The sequence below is a fragment of the Nostoc sp. NMS7 genome (assembly GCF_017115085.1).
Lineage (GTDB): Bacteria > Cyanobacteriota > Cyanobacteriia > Cyanobacteriales > Nostocaceae > Nostoc.
The window spans coordinates 35321-55449 of sequence record NZ_JABXKJ010000251.1; the positions used below are offsets into that span (position 1 = coordinate 35321).

The 20129-nt window shown below is 43.3% G+C and carries 21 protein-coding genes and 2 pseudogenes; 13 read left to right on the plus strand and 10 right to left on the minus strand.

All coding sequences use genetic code 11. The annotated features are described in order from the left end of the window. Window positions 1-122 precede the first annotated feature (122 nt). The gene (gene lpxD / locus HWQ38_RS35965) at window positions 123-1175 is read right to left on the minus strand and encodes a UDP-3-O-(3-hydroxymyristoyl)glucosamine N-acyltransferase (RefSeq protein ID WP_292803917.1); all 1053 of its coding nucleotides are present in this window, start codon (window positions 1173-1175) and stop codon (window positions 123-125) included. Between the two features lie 272 nt (window positions 1176-1447). Between lpxD and HWQ38_RS35970 the strand changes: the two genes are divergently transcribed. From HWQ38_RS35970 to HWQ38_RS35980, 3 genes are all read left to right on the plus strand, one after another. Continuing rightward, window positions 1448-1573: a hypothetical protein gene (locus HWQ38_RS35970; RefSeq protein WP_292803920.1), complete on the plus strand. Its 126-nt coding sequence runs from the start codon at window positions 1448-1450 to the stop codon at window positions 1571-1573. A gap of 52 nt (window positions 1574-1625) precedes the next feature. Beyond that, a complete protein-coding gene (locus HWQ38_RS35975) occupies window positions 1626-2846 on the plus strand; it encodes an RNA-guided endonuclease TnpB family protein (protein ID WP_292803923.1) in 1221 nt (406 codons plus the stop codon). 168 nt (window positions 2847-3014) lie between these two features. After that, entirely contained in the window at window positions 3015-4043 is a 1029-nt protein-coding gene (locus tag HWQ38_RS35980; RefSeq protein WP_292803926.1) for a catalase family protein, read from the plus strand. A 416-nt stretch (window positions 4044-4459) separates the two neighbouring features. Here the strand turns inward: HWQ38_RS35980 and HWQ38_RS35985 are convergent, their stop codons facing one another. The 3 genes from HWQ38_RS35985 to HWQ38_RS35995 form a co-directional block, all read right to left on the minus strand. Next, window positions 4460-5698: an NAD(P)/FAD-dependent oxidoreductase gene (locus HWQ38_RS35985; protein WP_292803973.1), complete on the minus strand. Its 1239-nt coding sequence runs from the start codon at window positions 5696-5698 to the stop codon at window positions 4460-4462. Window positions 5699-5749: 51 nt separating this feature from the next. Further along, window positions 5750-5914 carry a rubredoxin gene (gene rd, locus HWQ38_RS35990; protein WP_292803929.1) on the minus strand — a complete coding sequence of 55 codons (165 nt, stop codon included), beginning with the start codon at window positions 5912-5914 and terminating at the stop codon, window positions 5750-5752. Window positions 5915-6331: 417 nt separating this feature from the next. Next, window positions 6332-6526, minus strand: coding sequence for a hypothetical protein (locus HWQ38_RS35995; RefSeq protein WP_292803932.1), 195 nt, complete (start codon window positions 6524-6526; stop codon window positions 6332-6334). A gap of 407 nt (window positions 6527-6933) precedes the next feature. Here HWQ38_RS35995 and HWQ38_RS36000 point away from each other — a divergent pair, with 407 nt between their 5' ends. Further along, window positions 6934-7491, plus strand: a complete 558-nt coding sequence (locus HWQ38_RS36000; RefSeq protein ID WP_292803935.1) for an SRPBCC family protein — start codon at window positions 6934-6936, stop codon at window positions 7489-7491. A 268-nt stretch (window positions 7492-7759) separates the two neighbouring features. On the opposite strand, the gene HWQ38_RS36005 is transcribed toward HWQ38_RS36000, so the two are convergent. The 4 genes and pseudogenes from HWQ38_RS36005 to HWQ38_RS36020 all read right to left on the minus strand — a co-directional run. Next, the gene (locus tag HWQ38_RS36005; RefSeq protein ID WP_292803938.1) at window positions 7760-8098 is read right to left on the minus strand and encodes a glycosyltransferase; all 339 of its coding nucleotides are present in this window, start codon (window positions 8096-8098) and stop codon (window positions 7760-7762) included. A 161-nt stretch (window positions 8099-8259) separates the two neighbouring features. Continuing rightward, a complete protein-coding gene (clpB, locus tag HWQ38_RS36010; protein ID WP_292803941.1) occupies window positions 8260-10899 on the minus strand; it encodes an ATP-dependent chaperone ClpB in 2640 nt (879 codons plus the stop codon). A 189-nt stretch (window positions 10900-11088) separates the two neighbouring features. Further along, window positions 11089-11289, minus strand: a complete 201-nt coding sequence (locus tag HWQ38_RS36015) for a hypothetical protein (RefSeq protein ID WP_292803944.1) — start codon at window positions 11287-11289, stop codon at window positions 11089-11091. A gap of 21 nt (window positions 11290-11310) precedes the next feature. After that, a pseudogene (locus HWQ38_RS36020) lies at window positions 11311-11394 on the minus strand (HNH endonuclease); the annotation flags it as partial. A 618-nt stretch (window positions 11395-12012) separates the two neighbouring features. Here HWQ38_RS36020 and HWQ38_RS36025 point away from each other — a divergent pair. Then, a pseudogene (locus HWQ38_RS36025) lies at window positions 12013-13293 on the plus strand (reverse transcriptase domain-containing protein); the annotation flags it as partial. Here HWQ38_RS36025 and HWQ38_RS36030 read toward each other — a convergent pair. Next, window positions 13276-13593, minus strand: coding sequence for a hypothetical protein (locus HWQ38_RS36030; RefSeq protein ID WP_292803947.1), 318 nt, complete (start codon window positions 13591-13593; stop codon window positions 13276-13278). The pseudogene HWQ38_RS36025 and the gene HWQ38_RS36030 overlap by 18 nt on opposite strands. A gap of 246 nt (window positions 13594-13839) precedes the next feature. Between HWQ38_RS36030 and HWQ38_RS36035 the strand changes: the two genes are divergently transcribed. The 8 genes from HWQ38_RS36035 to HWQ38_RS36070 all read left to right on the plus strand — a co-directional run bounded on the left by HWQ38_RS36035 (window position 13840) and on the right by HWQ38_RS36070 (window position 19532). Further along, window positions 13840-14181: a type II toxin-antitoxin system RelE/ParE family toxin gene (locus HWQ38_RS36035; protein ID WP_292803950.1), complete on the plus strand. Its 342-nt coding sequence runs from the start codon at window positions 13840-13842 to the stop codon at window positions 14179-14181. A gap of 2 nt (window positions 14182-14183) precedes the next feature. Further along, window positions 14184-14498 carry a helix-turn-helix transcriptional regulator gene (locus HWQ38_RS36040; protein ID WP_292803953.1) on the plus strand — a complete coding sequence of 105 codons (315 nt, stop codon included), beginning with the start codon at window positions 14184-14186 and terminating at the stop codon, window positions 14496-14498. Between the two features lie 128 nt (window positions 14499-14626). Further along, window positions 14627-15001 (plus strand): hypothetical protein, encoded by a 375-nt coding sequence (locus HWQ38_RS36045; protein ID WP_292803956.1) that lies wholly within the window; start codon window positions 14627-14629, stop codon window positions 14999-15001. A 152-nt stretch (window positions 15002-15153) separates the two neighbouring features. Continuing rightward, window positions 15154-15408 (plus strand): TIGR02450 family Trp-rich protein, encoded by a 255-nt coding sequence (locus tag HWQ38_RS36050; protein WP_292803958.1) that lies wholly within the window; start codon window positions 15154-15156, stop codon window positions 15406-15408. Between the two features lie 645 nt (window positions 15409-16053). Then, entirely contained in the window at window positions 16054-16920 is an 867-nt protein-coding gene (gene bchL / locus HWQ38_RS36055) for a ferredoxin:protochlorophyllide reductase (ATP-dependent) iron-sulfur ATP-binding protein (protein WP_196528135.1), read from the plus strand. A 31-nt stretch (window positions 16921-16951) separates the two neighbouring features. Beyond that, window positions 16952-17740: a DUF5331 domain-containing protein gene (locus HWQ38_RS36060; protein WP_292803961.1), complete on the plus strand. Its 789-nt coding sequence runs from the start codon at window positions 16952-16954 to the stop codon at window positions 17738-17740. 113 nt (window positions 17741-17853) lie between these two features. Beyond that, window positions 17854-18093 carry a hypothetical protein gene (locus HWQ38_RS36065; protein ID WP_292803964.1) on the plus strand — a complete coding sequence of 80 codons (240 nt, stop codon included), beginning with the start codon at window positions 17854-17856 and terminating at the stop codon, window positions 18091-18093. A gap of 35 nt (window positions 18094-18128) precedes the next feature. Beyond that, window positions 18129-19532, plus strand: coding sequence for a ferredoxin:protochlorophyllide reductase (ATP-dependent) subunit N (locus HWQ38_RS36070; RefSeq protein ID WP_292803967.1), 1404 nt, complete (start codon window positions 18129-18131; stop codon window positions 19530-19532). A 67-nt stretch (window positions 19533-19599) separates the two neighbouring features. Here HWQ38_RS36070 and HWQ38_RS36075 read toward each other — a convergent pair whose 3' ends face one another. After that, window positions 19600-19992 carry a hypothetical protein gene (locus tag HWQ38_RS36075; RefSeq protein ID WP_292803970.1) on the minus strand — a complete coding sequence of 131 codons (393 nt, stop codon included), beginning with the start codon at window positions 19990-19992 and terminating at the stop codon, window positions 19600-19602. Window positions 19993-20129: the final 137 nt, after the last annotated feature.

Here is a 20129-nt window from a genome sequence, read left to right on the forward strand (position 1 = left end):
TTCCGAGTTCTGAAGCTGAAGTTTCGAGTTCTGAGCTTGAAGTTCCGAGTTCTGAGCTTGAAGTTCCGAGTTCTGAAGCTGAAGTTTCGAGTTCTGAGCTTGAAGTTCCGAGTTCTTATCTATTAATCATCACTATTTTTCAATTTACGTTGCAATTGTTTTAGCGATTGATACATATCTGGCAAGCGACCATAAACAGCAGCTACCTTGAGATATAGTTTGTAAGGAAGGGCTGGACTTCCGCAGACAACTTCTCCTGGTGCAACATCACTGTGAATTCCAGTTTGAGCAGATGTCATTGACCCATCTCCCATCTTCACTTGATTGACTATTCCTGTTTGTCCAGCTAAAATCACGCGATTTCCCAGTTGAACACCTCCTGCCATCCCAACTTGACCTGCGATCGCACAGGCGGCACCGATTTGGCAACCATGACCTATTTGCACTAAGTTATCAATTACTGTATTGTGACCTATCCGGGTTTCTCCGACGGCTGGGCGGTCAATGCCACTGTTGCAGCCAACTACTACACCATCTTCTAAAACTGTATAGCCGGATTGTTCCATTTTAAACCAACCAGTCCGGGTAGGAACAAAACCAAAGCCTTCTGCACCGATGACAGCACCACTATGAATGACGCAATCTGCACCGATGCGGCTGCGTTCGTGGATGGTACAGTTGGCGTGTAAGATGGTGCGATCGCCGATTTGGACATCTGGATAAATCACCACATTCGGATGAATGATTGCATCATTGCCAATTTCTACCCCTTGTTGAATCACAGCATGGGGACCAATATAAACATCACTACCAATTTTTGCCGTGGAGTCAATTACAGCAGTGGAATGAATTTCTGGGATGGGGCGATATGGTTGGTAAAAAAGTGCGATCGCTTTGGCAAACAACAGTCGCGGATCTGCGGTTGCTATCCAGACAATACCGCGTTCTTGTGCAAGCACCTGTAATTTTTCGTCTTGGGGCAAAATTAAAGCAGTAGCATTGGTCTTACCAACAAAAGACCCAAATTTTGCACCTTCTACATAGCTGAGAGTACCGTTGCTAGCTTCATCAATGGCTCCTACCCCGGTAATTTCTGGGTCATGGTCTGGGTTGCTAGTCAGGCTATGATTGGTGGCGGCATCACCAAATTGGCACAGGATTTCGCTGAATTTCATTGTTGGGTATGTTCAAAATTGATCTACAAAGGATGGTAGCTTGATTTACGCAGCTTTGTACTACTCAGATAATTAATAAACCTATTGCGAAAATACTTCTAAGAGGTCTAGTAATTAAGATAAAGATTACTCATCTTCCAGACAGTTCAAAGTTTTGAAATGATTAATAATATCCCAGAATTAAGAGGGTGCATCCCAGTTTTTATTTTCTAATGAGAGAATAACTGTCATTGCGTTTGCCTCCGATCTCGTAGAGAGGAAGAACGACGAACGTGAACAGCGTGTCGCAGACAAGCAATCGCATGGAATCGCTCTTAGTTGAAGATTTTGCGATCGCTTATCGAAAAGTTGGGTTTAAAACCCCGTCCCTTCGGCAAGCTCAGGGCAACGCCTTGTAGGACGGCTTTAATTAATTTGTGTTTCTTACAGAATATCTGATAGAATGCAAGGATGACACAAAAAGCTTTCAAGTATCGATTCTATCCAACACCTGAGCAGGAAATCTTGCTCAAGATGACGATGGGATGTACTCGCCTAGTTTACAACCGCGCTCTCGCCGCAAGGACAGAAGCATGGTATGAGAAAAGCGAGCGTGTCGGATACGAAAAAACATCAACAATGCTGACCAGTTGGAAAAAGCAAGAAGACTTGCAGTTTCTCAATGACGTTAGCAGTGTGCCATTACAACAAGGCTTGCGACATCTGCAAACAGCCTTTAGCAATTTCTTCGCAGGTCGGGCTAAATACCCAAATTTCAAGAAAAAGCATAACGGTGGTAATGCGGAATTTACCAAGGCAGCTTTTAAGTTTAGAGATGGGCAAGTATTTCTTGCTAAAACTCCTACACCTTTGGCTGTTCGTTGGAGCCGACAGCTACCCCAAGGTGCAGAACCATCCACGATTACGGTAAAACTTTCTTCTGGTGGACGCTGGACTGTTTCAATGTTGGTAGATATTGAGATTAGGCCATTGCCTGAATCTGCTAACCAAGTTGGCATTGACTTGGGTATCACCACCTTAGTTGCCTTGAGTACAGGTGAGAAGGTTGCTAATCCCAAGGGATTTAAGGCAAAAAAAGCAAAATTGCGTAAAGCGCAAAAAGCGTTGAGTCGTAAGCAGAAGGGGTCTAACAATCGCCATAAAGCAAGGGTCAAGGTAGCTAAAGTCCACACCCAAATTAGCGATGCACGAAACGATTTTCTTCATAAGTTGACAACTCGATTGGTACGTGAAAACCAAACGATTGCTGTCGAGGACTTAGCTGTGAAGAATATGGTTAAAAACAAAAAACTCGCTCTCTCGATTAGTGATGCTAGCTGGTCGGAATTGGTTAGACAACTTGAATACAAATGCGACTGGTATGGTCGTACTTTTGTCAAAATTGACCGATGGTTCCCTAGCTCTAAGCGATGTGGACATTGTGGACACATCGTAGATAAACTGCCTCTCAATATCAGAGAGTGGGATTGCCCAAAATGCAGTACACATCACGATAGGGATATCAACGCAAGTAAGAATATTTTGGCTGCGGGACTCGCAGTTTCAGTCTGCGGAGCGAACGTAAGACCCGATAGGGAATCCCCTAAAAGGCAGTTGCGAAAAACCAGTAATGGTGAGTCCACTCGGCGGGAACGGTTTCCCTTCCGTCGAAGTGGCGAACCCGAAGGGTAAGAAACAGAAACCTAAGTCGTGAGTCTTAGGAATCCCCGACCGTTCACGGCGGGGAGGATGTCAAAAAGTTAATCTTAAAACTATCATAAATATATTTTGAGCCTATATACTCATCACAGTATTTAAATTGTATTAATTTGTGAAAATTTTGTACTCAAGGAAAAAAGTATGAGCGATTTGAGCTTATCCCTAGCCACACAGTCAGCAGAAACCGATGCCATATTGGCAAGTGTATTAGAGGAACAAGCACAGAAAGGGCCTGACTTGCGCCAGACACATCCTAAAAGTCATGGTTTGCTTTGGGGAGAATTCATTGTCGAAGACAGCATACCCGAATCCTGGCGGGTGGGTGTGTTTGCCAAAAGACGGAGTTATCCAATTTGGGTACGGTTATCTAATGCTTCTGCACCTGAAAAACGTGGCAAATTCAAATCAGACTTGGAACCAGATATTCACGGTTTAGCTATCAAACTTCTGGAGGTCGAAGGGGAAAAGGTACTTGATGATGAGAAGTACACACAAGATTTTATTTTTCTTAGTCACCCAGTTTTTATAACGCGAACCCTGCAACAGTTTGCTGATTTGGGGAAAGTTGGTAGTGGTCAGGCTGATCCAGAATTATTGCGATCGCTTGCACCCGTATTTGAAATTATCCAAGCTGCTGCCAGCAAACAGGTAGCCAATCCCTTACTCATCCCATACTGGAGTACGACTCCTTATAAACTTGGCTCTCATGTGATTAAATTCTCACTTCAGCCACACCAACCGGATAAAATTCCCGATAGAAAACCTGATTCCGAAAATTATTTGCGTGAAGCAGTAGTCAAATATCTCACTCAAGAAGCAAAAGAAGCAAATTTTGACTTTCTAGTGCAGCTTTTTGTAGACGACGAAAAGACACCTATTGAAGATCCCACTAAAGAGTGGAAAGAAGAGGATGCACCATTTATTAAACTGGCTACTGTCAAAATTCCGGCTCAGAAATTTGACTTTGAAGAACGCAACCGATTAAATGAGGGGTTATCTTTCTCTCCTTGGCACACCTTACCAGAACATGAGCCTTTAGGTGTTATTAATTTAGCTCGGAAAAAAATCTACTTAGAAGCTGTGAAGTTTCGCCATCAATATACTGAACAGCGTTTAAGAGAACCTCAACCTTATAGTCAGATTTTAGATGAGCCTGATACTAATTCGTAATTAGTAATCAGATGCTTTTTCATCTTCAGCCGGACTGGCAATTGGAAAGGAAATCGGAGTAGAGATTGACTAAGGAACGTGAATTAAATAAAATGCAAAACTTCATCCTGTACGTAGCTTCCCTCTCCTTTATAAGGAGAGGGATTGAGGGTGAGGTAAGCCAGGGACATAAATTGTATGTTATTTAATTCTTATTCCTAAGTGAATCTAACTGAGGTTTTTCTATTGTTGCCTTGATACTGCTACTTGGTTCATCAAAATCAGAACCAACAATCTTGTCGTAGTTAAAAGCAACAGCTAAAAAAGCCCCCAATCAGCAGTGCCCAGAACCGTAGTAAGGACTTTAGTCCTAATTTTATAAGCACTAAACTGCTTACTCCGAACTCTCTTAAACTGTGATAATCCCTCTAGCGGGATTATTCGCTAGTCGCCATTGCTATCCCTGCTAAATAGCCGGTTGTCCAAGCACTTTGGAAGTTAAACCCACCGGTGACACCATCAATATCTAAGATTTCTCCAGCAAAATAAAGACCAGGAACCAACCGACTTTCCATTGTCTTGAAGTTGACTTCTTTAAGTTTGACGCCGCCACAGGTAACAAATTCTTCTTTGAAGGCTCCTTTGCCGTTGATTAAGTATTGTCCCTGAGTAAGTTCTTGCACCAATTGATTTAAAGTTTTACTAGATATTTCTGCCCAACGGTCTTCTGTGGTAATGCCTGCACGGGCAATGATATATTGCCAGAGACGATGCGGTAGATCAACGCCGCGATGCAATGCGATCGCTTTCTTTCCCCATTCATCCTTAACTGCTAAAACTTTTTCTCGCACTTGTTCTTGGTGCAAATCAGGTAGCCAATTAATCAATAATCTGGCTTGATAACGGCTTTCGTGCAGAACTCTCGCACCCCAAGCAGAAAGCTTCAAAACAGCCGGGCCACTCAAACCCCAGTGGGTAATTAATAATGGGCCAGTTTGTTGTAATTGGGATTTTCCGCCCCCAGATAACCGCAATTGGGCAGGATTAACACTAACTCCAGCCAATTCCCGCAATTTTTGATCGAGAATGTTGAAGGTAAATAACGAGGGTACTGGCGGTTCAATTTGATGACCTAACTCTTGGACAATTTTATAACCTACAAGGCTGCTGCCGGTTGCTAGAAGTAAGCGATCGCATTTAATTGTCTCTCCCGATTTCAGAAAAATTTCAAACCCCCCAGCTGCTGAGGTTCGTTTCACGGAAATTACATGTGTCCCGATACGGAGTTTTACCCCAGATGTCGCCATCGCTTTAATCAGACATTCCACAATCGTTTCTGAACTATTGGTGACAGGAAACATCCGGCCATCAGCTTCAGTTTTGAGATAGACTCCATGAGCAGCAAACCAAGCTACTGTATCTTGAGGCTGGAAACGAGTTAAAGCACCCCGCAAAGCTTTTGCACCTCTGGGGTAATTTTGGACTAACTCCTCAGCGTCAAAGCAGGCATGAGTAACGTTGCAGCGTCCGCCACCAGAAATTAGCACTTTCGCTAGGGGTTGGCGACTGGCTTCGAGTAAAGTAACTTCGGCATCAGGATTGGCTTTAGCACAAGCGATCGCGCCAAAAAATCCTGCTGCCCCACCCCCAATAACTACGATTTGTAACGGTAACAATTTCAAAAATGTCTCTTTTACAGCACCTACTCTCTAGGCTAGCTGTTATCTTCACTCTTCATGGGGTTCAAAGTCTGATTTTTGGGCACCGCAAGTGGGACATGACCAATTCTCTGGTAAATCTTCAAAAGGTGTTCCCGATGCTATGTCGCTATCTGGATCACCTTGTTCTGGGTCATATTCATAGCCGCAAACAGTACATATATACTTTGCCATGTTCGTTTCCCCTAGTAAATTGTTGCCATTGCTTCACCATTAAATACTTTTGGCTGTGAGTGAAAATAGGCAAGCTACAATTCTTAAACGAGACTATGGCATGAAAATTATCAAATCAAACCGCAACGCCAGAGTCATTAGTCATTAGTCCTTGAGTTACCACGCCCACTCTTTAACGTGGTTTGAATTAGTCCTAATCATTAGTTTTTTTTCGCCCACCCTTCTCTACGAGACGCTGCGCGAACGGCAAGTGTTACCCTGAGCTTGTCGAAGGGCTCAGGGCATCGCCAGGGGCGAGGTATGTACCAAAAACTCTTGTATCTTAGACTAATGACTAATACTTCTCTACGAGAGGCTGCGCCAACGGCGTCGCTCAGTACAAGTGACCAATGACTAATGACTCCTTTATAAATCAGATTAAAAACGCCACCATCTCCTTTGGACATAACTGATAATTGCGATCGCGATCGCCCCAAGTAGCAATAGCCAAATAATTCCCCCTGGAATAAAAGTTAGAATCCCAAAGCCTCTCAGTACCCAGATGGCGACGCTAATGCCTAGAAGGATACCAAAAATCTGGATTAATCTACGATTTAAAGAAGATTGATTCACCTACTTTTCCTCTCAACTCAACAGAAATTACAGATAAAATATGAAGTTACGATGAAGTTGCCGTTTCATCATAAATAATACCTAAAAATCGAGAGATGCTATCCAAACCTTGGGGTAAGGTGCTTGATATTTGGTCGTATTTGTGCAATTCTAGCCGTTAACAACTCAGTTTTTCATCTCCAAATATTGCTCTGATCAAATTCACTTAAGCATTGATTGTGTTAATTGTGATCAGAAATACAGCTTTTACAGTAAAGTCTCTGAAATAATTAGCAAAAAATCACCGTTTCCAGAAAAGATAAGTTTAGATTGGAACTAGAATTTAGTGGGTTGGATCTAAATCAAGTTTTATCGCTTGTGGTTTCAACTCCATTTAGGTGGATGAGTTGAGGAGTAACTTAAATCTTATGTCTGCATCTTATATATCAGACTCAATTATTGCAGGTTCAGATATGGCTTGGAGTCAGGACAAGCAAAGGTTGCTGGTACAGGGTGAAATTCTGGTAGAAACGCGATCGCACAAGACGTGGGGTGGCGCTGTGACAGCCTGGATGTATTTGCCGATGGTGCGATCGCAAGTCTGGCAGCAATTAACTGATTACCCTCGTTGGGTACAATATTTTCCTGACATCACCAAAAGCGAAGTTTTGCATAAAGGCGACGGCAAACATCTATATCAAGTAGCAGAAAAAGCCTTTATCTTTTTCACAGCTCAAGTTGAAATTTATCTCAACGTCGTGGAAGTACTAGGTCAACAAATCCAATTTCGGATGGAGAAAGGAACTTTTCTGGACTTTACAGCCAACTTGGAGCTTGAAGATTGTGGTAATGGTACTCTACTAGCTTACAGTGTCCAGGCTACACCTAATATCCCCATACCTACAATTTTTATTCAACAAGCCATGAACTTTGAGTTACCTACGAATATGCGTAAAATGCGACAAGTTATGTGTAAGAATGAATAAAAAATTCCAGCGCTGCTGACAGAAGAGGGTTACAGCAGTTTTCATGTATTTGAACCACATCTGTCGTAGGGGTACAGCAATGCTCATGCGTGTCAACTTAACGTAAAACCCATGTCCCGCAAGGAACTGAAGTTCGTTGCTAATAGCGAAAGTCATCTCAAGATGACTAAATAATCTGAAAAATCTTTAGTCTACTTGAGTAGACTTTAGCTAAAAGCCAAAGAACTTTAGTTCGAGGTGGGTGAGTCAGCCAACAGTTAAGCTATTTCTAGCTTAAGTTGACACCAATGAACAATGCTGTGCCCCTATCGCATGGTCTATTTACCTGAAAATAGCTGTAAATAGGAAATCGATTTATGAAATCGATTCCTTGTGCCATAGAAATTCCTTTATTCATCGCATCTGATTGCCCCTGATCTTTTTCAGAAATCCAGTGAATGTGGGGATGTTGATTGGCGTAATCTTTGATAATATCTATTCTTTTGTCGGTTGAGCCGCCATCGACAATGATATGCTCGACTTCTGCAAAATTTTGGTTAATGACATTCTGAAGGCAGGATTCTATAAATTTATCACCGTTATAAACTGGTGTAATTACACTAATCATTAGTTATTACCTCGTAAAATGGTCTGGAGACTGGGAAAGAGTTTTTCTAATTCCCAACTCCTTTAATGAACATAATTTATGATTCCCACTTTATCTTAAATAATTCAAAAACCCGCTCTCTGTTAGAAAACGGGTTTTTGTCTGTGATTTATGAAGTGTAATTATCCAGTAAATACCTCCACTGGTAAACGGCTAAACGACAACCTTTCATTCTGCACATCTACAAAGATGGTGTCGCCGTCGTTGAATTCGCCGCGCAAGATGCCTTTAGCAATTTGAGTTTCTAACTCTCGCTGAATGGCTCGTTTCAGTGGACGCGCTCCATATACTGGGTCATATCCTACTTCTGCTAAAAAGTCAAGTGCAATATCCGAAAGTCTCAAGGATATTTTGCGTTGGCGAAGCCCACTGGAGGTATCGCCCAGTCTTTGGCGTAGTCTCTCAACTTGCAATAGCACAATTTGCCGCAATTCCTTCTTATCCAAACCGTGAAAGATGATGATTTCGTCAACTCGGTTCAGGAACTCTGGACGGAAGCTATTTCGCATCGCTTCCATGACTCGACGCTGCATTTCGTCGTAGTGGGCGTTATCCCCGGCGACATCAAGAATGTACTGCGAACCGATGTTGCTGGTCATGATGATAATAGCGTTCTTGAAGTCTACCTTATGACCTTGGGCATCAGTGACGCGACCATCATCGAGAATTTGCAAGAAGATATTGAATACATCCGGGTGTGCTTTCTCGATTTCGTCGAAGAGAATCACTGAGTAAGGACGACGCCGAATTGCTTCTGTAAGTTGTCCGCCTTCTTCGTAACCTACGTATCCTGGAGGCGCACCGATTAAACGAGAGACGGCGTGTTTCTCCATATACTCAGACATATCGATTCGCACCAGCGCATCTTCGCTATCGAACATATACCCCGCCAGCGCTTTCGCCAATTCCGTTTTACCCACACCCGTCGGTCCAAGGAAAATAAAGCTAGCGATCGGACGATTCGGATCAGCCAGTCCAGCGCGCGATCGCTGAATTGCATCCGCTACAGCTGTGACTGCTTCTTCTTGTCCAATCACGCGGCGGTGCAGTTCATCTTCTAAATGCAGCAGTTTTTCTTTCTCAGATTCCACCAATTTGCTAATCGGAATCCCTGTCCATTTAGAAATAATTTCCGCAATATCAGCTTCTGTGACTTCTTCCCGTAATAGTGATTTACCCGTTTTTTGAGTATTTGCCAATTCAGCTTCTACTGCTTCCAATTGACGATGCAAACTGGTTAAATTCCCGTATTTCAACTCCGCAGCGCGGTTAAGATCATAGTCGCGTTCTGCTTGCTGAATTTCTAAGTTAACCCGTTCCATCTCTTTTTTAACGGACTGAATTTTGTCAATGATATCTTTTTCTGATTGCCATTGAGTATTCAGTGTTCTTTGTTCTTCTTTGAGATCGGCAATTTCTTTTTCCAATCTTTCTAGACGTTCACGAGAAGCTGCATCACTTTCTTTTTGCAGCGATAGCTTCTCCATTTCCAATTGGAGAATTTTGCGATCGATTTCGTCGAGTTCTTCTGGTTTAGAGGTAATCTCCATTTTCAGTCTCGCGGCAGCTTCATCTACCAAGTCAATTGCCTTATCTGGTAAGAAGCGATCGCTAATATATCTACTCGACAATACGGCTGCGGCAACTAAAGCACTATCAGAAATCTTCACCCCGTGGTGGTTTTCATAACGTTCTCTCAACCCGCGCAAAATCGAAATACTATCTTCTACACTGGGCTGATCCACATAAACTTGCTGGAAGCGTCTTTCCAATGCGGCATCTTTTTCGATATATTTGCGGTATTCATCCAGGGTTGTCGCCCCAATACAGCGCAATTCGCCCCGCGCTAACATCGGTTTTAACAAATTACCCGCATCCATCGCGCCTTGGGTTGCACCAGCGCCGACAACGGTGTGAATTTCATCAATAAATAAAACAATCTTGCCGCCAGATTCGGTAACTTCTTTTAATACTGCTTTCAGGCGTTCTTCAAATTCACCCCGAAATTTTGCCCCGGCAATCAAAGCACCCATATCTAAAGCAATTAGCTTGCGGTCTTTGAGAGATTGAGGTACATCACCTGCGATAATGCGCTGTGCTAATCCTTCAGCGATCGCAGTTTTACCAACACCAGGTTCACCAATTAACACGGGATTATTTTTGGTACGGCGTGACAAAATTTGGATAGTGCGGCGAATCTCATCATCCCGCCCAATCACTGGATCGAGTTGACCTTTACGGGCGGCTTCTGTGAGGTCACGCCCGTATTTTTCCAGTGCTTCGTATTTGCCTTCTGGATTTTGGTCGGTCACTTTTTGGCTCCCCCGAATTTGTTTAATAATATTTTTGAGTTTGCCTTCGTCTAAACCAAACTCTTGGAATAAACCTTTACCAAAGCGGTCATCTTTAGCGTAAGCCAGCAATAAGTGTTCAATTGAAATATATTCATCTTGAAACTCTTTGCGATACGCATCTGCCCGATCTAGAAGTGTATCCAAGCTGCGTCCTAAGTATACTGAACTGCTAGTACCGGATACTTTCGGTTGACGTTGGAAAAATTGTTCAGTGCGATCGCGCAGTTTTTGAAGATTAACACCTGCTTTAGTAAAGATAACGTTGGCTAGTCCATCTTGTTCTAACAGCGCTTTCAGCAGATGTTCGCTTTCTATCTGCTGTTGTTGATATTGTTTAACAATATCCTGAGTATGGGCGATCGCTTCCCAGGCTTTTTCTGTAAATTGGTTAGGATTAGTAGGTTGCATAGGCTTTTTCAGGAACGTAGAGGCGCAGCAGCTTGTCGGAGGCTACCAGCAGAACACCAAGTCAAGAAAATTTCTGTTCTCAATAGATATTGTAAGAACAGGAGAGCGATCGCCTAGATCGGTGTTCACGTCTTGTAAAAGTGGTATTTTCCCCTAGTCCCCATTTCCTATTTAGGGTTTGCTGTAGGACTACGGAAACAAACCCAAGCGAAGCCATAATTGTCGGGCTGCCACTTGAGAAATACTGTTCATCTCCAAATATTCGATAGTAACTTTTCCAGAGGAAGTAATGCTTATAATCTTGCCAGATTGAGTATCAACCTGAAAATGCTCACTCCACTTATCCTGTCTGGGATGAAAGAAAGTAACTTCAGTGTTGGAAGCAGGCATAATGCCACTAATACGAGTTCCTTTACGGAGATTACACGAGCGACACGCAAGGGCTAAATTTGCTTCGTCATTTTCACCTTGGCGAGAGAGCGGGATGATATGCTCAACCTCAAATGGAGCGCGATTCGTTGCTTAGTGAATCACGGTAATCAGCCCGTACATAACTAAGCCAGCCCGACAGCAGATCACTGTCATTAAAGGCTGAACTCTCGGTCAGATGGAAGTGTAAGCCTTGCCATTCAGACTCAGAATTGACTCCTTATCTGCCCACACCGAACAAGCTCGGTTCTTGTAGAGTGAAGCTGGGAACAGGGCGCAACCAGACGACCGTTGCGGGTTGACACTGGCGCTAACAGGGAGTTCCTACGATGAAACAGAGCCTAGAAAAGCGACTTAGAGGTAAGACAGAGCGCAATTCAAAACCCTCTGATCTCACTGGAGTTCATTCCCGCCGAACATTCCATTAGTATCGGCAAGAGTCAAGGGAATCCAGTAGTTGAATTGGCTACATCTAACGGAACAACGCCACATGCTACAACGGGGGGAACCCCCGCAACGCAGTGGCTCATCAATCTCTCCGAGGGAACGAATAAAAACGATTTGTGAGTCCTGGGGCAGTCGAACCCCAAGTAGGCTAGACGAGAAGCGGAACTCTCACAATTCGGGTAGGACAGACCGTAATTGGTCTGAGGTGTTCAGAAAATACAAACTCCAGAAGAGAAAATGATTAGACACAGTTATAAAACTAGTGAATCTTGGAAAGCCCTACCGTGGAAGAAATTCCGCCGAAATCTTTTCCGCCTTCAAAAGCGCGTGTACAAAGCTGTTCAAGTTGGAGACAAGCGGAAAGCTAGGTCACTCCAAAAGCTTATTCTAAAATCCACCTCGGCTCGATTTCTTGCAATAAGACAAGTATCTCAGCTAAATGCTGGTAAAAAGACGGCAGGTATTGATGGTAAGAAATCCCTCTCATTTGAAGAACGCTTCAACCTTGAAGAATTACTAAAAATGAATAGTGGAAATTGGAAGCATCAAGGACTACGGGAAATCCCCATCCCTAAGAAGGACGGGACTACCAGAATGCTTAAGATACCAACCATCGCGGATAGAGCTTGGCAATGCCTTGCAAAATATGCACTCGAACCAGCACACGAAGCCACTTTCCACGCCAGAAGTTATGGGTTCAGAACTGGGCGCTCTGCCCATGATGCACAAAAGTACATCTTTAACAACCTTTGCTCTGCGCGCAATGGAATAGAAAAACGAGTTATAGAACTCGATATCGAGAAGTGCTTCGATAGGATTAATCACTCAGCAATAATGAACGAACTCATTGCCCCCAAAGGCTTAAAACTCGGTATCTTCCGATGCCTCAAGGCTGGAGTCAACCCAGAATTCCCCGAACAAGGAACGCCCCAAGGGGGAGTGGTCAGTCCTTTACTAGCTAACATCGCGCTCAACGGGATTGAGAGTATACACAGATACCATGAGAATCCAAAGCAGAGAATCACTAATAAAACCTCAGCCAGGAATATCACCGAGCCATCAGTCCGATACGCGGATGACATGGTTATTATACTGCGACCCGAAGATGATGCAACAGAGATACTTGAAAGAATCAGCGAGTTCCTCCGCAAAAGCGGAATGAATGTAAGCCAAAAGAAAACCAAAGTTACCGCCGCGACAGATGGGTTTGATTTCCTCGGCTGGCATTTCAAAGTCCAGAAAAACAAAAAGCTCAAAAGCTCTCCCTCAGTGGAAAATTTGAAAGCTTTTCGTAAGAAAGTAAAACACATCGTCAACAACTCGAATTATGGTGCTACCACAAAGGCTGAGAAATTAGCCCCGGTAGTTAGAGGTTGGAGAAATTACCATAAGTTCTGCAAAATGGACGGGTCTAGAAACTCGTTATACCACATTGAAAAAAGAGCTTACACGGTATTCAACAAGGAAACCAAGCAAAACCGCTACTCTAGCAAGAAATTACTAGATAAAGCATTCCCAAAGGAAAGTATCAAGTTCCGCTTGTTGCTTTGGTGTTAATCCTTGCCCCTGATCTCGTGCCGACCGCCATAAACTCATCAATTCCAATAACCGTTTTTGTTGTTTAGCACTGAAAAACGGGTCAGGGCTAAAATTTTGAATGACAAGCAGTGCGCTGAACTCCGTTTCACCCAATTGAGTAGTTAACGCATCTAGGGCTTGCCCCGCAGTTTTGCCAACAGAGTGCTTATCCCCTGCAATGGCGCGATAAGTTTTTTCACCATCAGCATCAAAGATTGGCAAGATTGCTACTGTAGTCATGCTTGGAGTTTGGAATCCTTTGCCTCAAATTATAGCTCTACGCGACCCAACGTTTGAACTCACCGGATGGCGATAATTGATACTGCCGAGAAGAAAATAACCTGATTGAATTGCGATCGCTTCATAACGAATTAAATAACAAAAATGATTTTGTCTTAACCTCTCACAGATGCTCTACGGTCGGTGCTGCGACTTGTTGGGCTGCTGGCGACAACTAGAGTATATCAGATATGATATAAAAATGGGATGGATAACGATGATAAACCTTTAGTCTGGCTACGCGGCGAGGTTAAAATTCCACCTTTTAGTCAGGAAGCTCGTGTTGAGGCAGGTTTTCTGTTGAGGTGCTTGCAGCAAGGTGAGAACCTGGAATTGCCTCACTCACGACCAATGCCAAGTATTGGAGCGCATTGCTATGAGTTACGCATTCGAGACGTGGACAAAAATTGGAGAATCATTTATCGAATTGATGACGATGCCATTTTGATTGTTGAGGTGTTCAATAAAACTACACGAACAACACCTGAGCAAGTGATTGAGAATTGTCAAAAGCGATTGAGTAAATACGATACAGATAGACAGGATTAGTCATGGATCAACTAAAAAAGGAACGTCTAGAAGCAAGGGGTTGGAAGGTTGGTACAGTTTCAGAATTTTTGGAACTAACGCCAGAAGAAAATGCTCTGATTGGAATTAAACTAGCACTCAGCCGGAGTTTAAAAGCACGACGACAAAAAGTAATGACACAAGTTGAATTAGCCGAGAGAATTAACTCAAGTCAACCGCGTGTTGCTAAGGCAGAGAATGGTGATGCTTCAGTTTCAATTGAACTGTTGATACGTGCGATGCTGGCAACAGGTGCAAGCCTTCAAGAAATTGGAAAGGTTATTGCTGAAGTCGGCTGAACCTCAGCATAAATCTAAATGCATACACCAAGCATGACGTATTAAACTTCTTCTACCTTGCCTGACCATTCTCTTCCTGCCCCCACACAGAGTTACCATAATCCCAGGTCGCCTAGTGGATGCTGAAAATGATTGACCCCTACGACTTTGAAGATGATAACTTTGACTTTGAGGATGAGGATTTCTTGAAAATAAAACCCATCAGCCAAATGACTGAAGGGGAAAAGCTACATCGGTTTAAGCGGTTCTTCGACAGCAGCAGCCGTGCTATGTTGCAAGACTGTCTATTTCGCATCGTCGATTACGAAGATGGTACGGGTACGTTAGAAATTCTTTGCCCTAATGAAGTTGTAAGACAACGACTTTCCAAGAAGAAGCGCAAAATTACCAATAACATCAACACCTGCTGGAGCCATATCAGATGGTTTTCGCTATGTGTCCAGCAAGATAGTGAGTTGCATTGTCAGAAGTTTACCCGTAATGGTGATTTAGTGACATCTTAGCTGGAGAGTGGGGAGATGAGGGGGATGAGGGGGATGAGGGAGACAAGGGGGACAAGGGGGACAAGGGGGACAAGGGGGACAAGAGAGAAATAAGCAATGCCTAATGACTAATGACTAATGACTAATGACTAATGACTAATGACAATTGACTAATGACAAAAAAACAAAAATTTCCTTACCTAGTTGGTTCTAAGTGGACGGCACAGCAAAAAGTTGATGGCTGGCGGCACTTCCAAGTTGTCAACCGGAAAAATCAGGCTAAGTGGGTTTACGCCGAAATGGTTGCTGCTTGCGATCCGAAAGTCCGTTTCTGGATAAATGCCAAATTATTACAAGATAACTCCCAGTGGCAAGCTGGTTGGCAAACATTACAAGAAATCGAGGAACTTGAAGGTAGCGCATCCTAATTGCCTTAATCAGCTTGCCTCGTTACCTCGTTCCCAGTCTCTGACTGGGAATGCCCATCAGTGGGCTGCTGCCTCTTGATTTAGTAATTTAATAATTTTTTACAAAATCAGACTAACTTACTCTCAAGGAGCAATTAAAAGGTCTTGGCTACTGACTGAAAACTGCTAATTTATCTGCGATACCTTCTCTACGAGACGCTACGCGAACGGTGAGCTACGCTAACGCAAATTCCAGTAGTATTTCCAGCATCAGGCTGCATATACCTCTGTTTCCCCTTGACTCTGCGCCCCAACGCCCTGAAAACACTTTGTACAACCATCAGCTAATTCTATGAAAACCATTCAAAAAAGCCAATTGGAGCTTTTTGTATTTTGTAACTATTTTTATAAAAATAACTAATAAAAACTTTTTATTTATGGTTTTTAGAGCTAATACAGTCTTTAATCCTCATAAAACCCCAAATAAATGTAATTGTGATTTAATTCATCGGATAAGACCGTTTTCCAAATTAACAGCCACTTTCTTTTCTAGGTAATTTGCCCAATAATGACATCAACAGACCTCACGCATCGCCATCTTCAGCACAGGTGAAGGCAAATGTTTGAGCCACAAGTTTGACAAAAAGCTATCAGAGGCAAACAACAGTGAAACTAGCAGTCTACGGAAAAGGTGGTATCGGCAAATCCACAACTAGCTGTAACATATCAGTCGCCCTAGCTAAACGTGGCAAGAAAGTGCTGCAAATTGGCTGCGACCCCAAACATGACAGCACCTTCACCCTGACTGGGTTTTTGATTCCCACAATTATCGACACCCTCCAAGAAAAGGACTATCACTACGAAGATGTCTGGCCGGAAGATGTGATTTACAAAGGCTACGGTGGTGTTGATTGCGTAGAAGCTGGTGGCCCACCTGCGGGTGCTGGGTGCGGCGGCTACGTAGTCGGTGAGACCGTAAAATTACTTAAAGAACTTAACGCCTTTGATGAATACGATATAATTCTTTTTGATGTTCTGGGTGACGTAGTTTGCGGTGGTTTTGCAGCACCGCTCAACTATGCAGATTACTGCCTGATCGTTACAGACAACGGCTTTGATGCTTTGTTTGCTGCTAACCGGATTGCGGCTTCAGTCCGCGAAAAAGCCCGAACTCACCCACTACGTTTAGCTGGGTTAATTGGCAACCGCACTTCCAAACGCGACTTGATTGAAAAATATATAGAAGCAGTGCCCATGCCAGTTCTAGAAGTTTTGCCTTTGATTGAAGATATCCGTGTTTCCCGTGTGAAAGGGAAGACTTTGTTTGAGATGGCAGAGCAAGATCCTTCCCTAGACTACGTTTGCGATTACTATCTCAACATTGCCGACCAAATTTTGGCGCGTCCCGAAGGTGTTGTACCTAACGACACACCAGATCGGGAATTGTTCTCTTTGTTGTCCGATTTTTATTTAAATCCGGGTAAACCCCAGGTTCCTAATTCAGAAGAGGAACTAGACTTGATGATTGTATAAATCATTAAGTTCTCAGGATGGGGGCAATAATATGGCTTTCTTTCACAGCTTTACGGATTCATTAAAGCAAAAATGGTTGCAATTTTTCCAGAACAATCGAGACTGGATTACCCTGCACATGCAAGTGGAATCAGTGTACACCCCTGATGGCGGGAAGCGACCACCTTCTTACCTCATCCTGGGAGTAGTTAACGCCCTAGAGCCAAAGCTAGCGCAGTTAATGTTGCCCTTTGCCAAACTTAATCCTGATGCCGATACGCTGATTGAGGTGCTGGATTTGCATTTTGACCCAGATTTCGCTCTCGGTAATCGCTTTGCCATCAACCCAGAACCGGAAAAATACGGAGATGATTCAGCAGTTGTCATTGACGAAAAGCCGGAAGATGGAACATTGACACATTCTCATACAAATGGCTTTGGCTCGGTGCCAGTAGTTGAAGAGTTCGCAATCGTGGATTCCGATGATCAAATCCTGGGGATAAGTGAGTTGGAGGAAACCGAAAATGCCTTTGGCGATATTTCCTTATCCAACGAACACGACTCAAAAGATGAGTCTCTCCAAATCTCTAGTCTAGAAGCAGATGAGTTTGGGGAAATTGCCTTCGATACAACAGCTGCAATGGAAATAAAGCTGGATGACGACGAGGCGCTTGAAGATAGTCCATTAGATGAGAATGCGTTTAAAGACGTGTTGTCAGATGTCTGGGGCGAGCAAATAGCTTTGCAAAAGGCTGAAGAAAGTAACGATTTCTTAGGGGAAGAACTGCCAGCAGGCGTTTTTGATGAATCAGAAATTGCCCGTCTCTTCCCCAACGCTTAATTATTGCCGTTCCTCGGAATTTTAAGTTTTAGATTTGGGACTTCGGCTATGCTCAGTCGAACGATTTTGGATTAGGAATTAGGGAAATTGTCGTCAGACATAGGTTACTTTTGTTGTCCCAGTCTTTAATCCTTTCTCCCAAGGGGAGACGCTGCACTTCGACAAGGCTCAGTGACCACGCGAACGGCTTGGTGCAGTCACTCATGGGGGGAAACCCCCAAGACCCTTACGGGTTCGCCAGTCGCTTCTCCCAGGGGGAGACGCTGCACGAACAAGTCGGGAAACCCGCCCAACGCGCTGGCTCACCGCGCTGCTTCACCAAAATTGTCAATCTAAAATCTAAAATTGCTTGAACTGCTATTAAATATCAAGGGGAGAAAAAACCAAAATGACTGTCGCTCAACAACCGGAAGCTTTAAACTTTGAATGTGAAACAGGGAATTACCATACCTTTTGCCCAATTAGCTGCGTGGCGTGGTTATACCAAAAAATTGAAGATAGCTTCTTTTTGGTGATTGGGACAAAAACTTGTGGCTACTTCCTGCAAAACGCGATGGGAGTGATGATTTTTGCTGAACCTCGCTATGCAATGGCAGAGTTGGAAGAGGGCGATATTTCGGCACAGCTGAATGATTATGAAGAGTTAAAGCGGTTGTGTTTGCAGATTAAACGCGATCGCAATCCGAGTGTAATTGTCTGGATTGGCACTTGCACTACCGAAATTATTAAAACAGATTTGGAAGGCTTGGCACCGAAGCTAGAATCCGAAATCGGTATTCCCATCGTTGTAGCGCGTGCAAATGGTCTAGATTACGCCTTCACCCAAGGAGAAGACACCGTATTAGCTGCTATGGCTAACCGTTGCCCTGATAAGGCTCCTGTGGCGGAAACAGAGAAAAATGAACGCAATGCGATCGCAAAGTTGCTCAACTTCGGTAAGAAGAAAGAAGATGTCGCCCAAGATGAATCTGAGTACGTGGATCACCCACCACTGGTTCTCTTTGGCTCCCTTCCTGACCCCGTAGTTACTCAGTTAACCTTGGAACTGAAAAAACAAGGCATCAAAGTTTCCGGCTGGCTACCCGCGAAGCGCTTCACTGAATTGCCAGTACTGGAAGAAGGGTATTATGTCGCTGGTGTCAACCCTTTCCTCAGCCGCACAGCTACCACCTTAATGCGCCGCCGCAAGTGTAAACTCATTGGCGCACCTTTCCCCATTGGTCCCGATGGCACCCGCGCTTGGATTGAGAAAATCTGCTCGGTGTTCGGTATTACTCCCAAGGGTTTGGATGAACGGGAAGCACAAATTTGGGCAGGTTTGGAAGATTATGTCAAACTGATTCGCGGTAAATCTGTATTCTTCATGGGTGATAACTTGCTGGAAGTTTCCCAAGCAAGATTCTTAATCCGTTGTGGGATGACGGTTCACGAAATCGGCATTCCCTACATGGATAAGCGCTATCAAGCTGCTGAATTGGCATTGCTGGAGAAAACTTGCCAGGAAATGAATTCACCTCTACCAAGGATTGTGGAGAAGCCGGATAATTACAATCAACTTCAGCGAATTTATGCGTTGAAACCAGATTTGGTAATTACTGGTATGGCTCACGCTAACCCGTTGGAAGCACGGGGTATTAATACAAAGTGGTCGGTGGAGTTCACTTTTGCTCAAATTCACGGCTTTACGAATGCGCGTGACATGTTGGAGTTGGTGACTCGTCCGCTACGTCGAAATAATAATTTGAAAGATTTGGGTTGGGATAAGTTGGTCAGAGAAGAAGCGAAGATTTAGATTTGGATTTGGATTGAGCAACAGCATAATACTATGTTAGGGGCGAACTTTTGGGTTCGTCCTTTTTTTATTTTGTCATGTCAAAGTACATTTGGCGTAAAAACCAAATTACAGCTTCCAATATTCCATCATAATTATCTAGATCATCTTCAAGTTTTTTATACATTGAAATCTTTTCTTGAAGATTATTTTGCTGGGCTTCCCTGTTATTTGGATTATGTTCAAAACTATTACGGAATTCCCTTGCATGATCTATACGATAATAAAATTCTTTATTTAATGGTTGAAGAGAGGAAGCTAGTTTAGCTGTCGGTCTTTTCAGTGCTTTATTGGATGTTTGTACATTACTAATGCGAGATTTAGTATCAGTTCTTTTATAAAAATCTTCACCGTATAATGTAATAAAACATAACTCCAGTGTAAAATTTACATTTGCTGCTTTTAGCTTAGATAATGACAAATACGATTCCCTATGTGAAATATAGTAGTAATAGTCTGTGTTTACTTTGTGAGGATCATATTCATAATTAGGTATGTATATATAATGAAGTATACGTATCCGGATTAGCGAGCAGTCCTTGGCAACACTTAGACCAA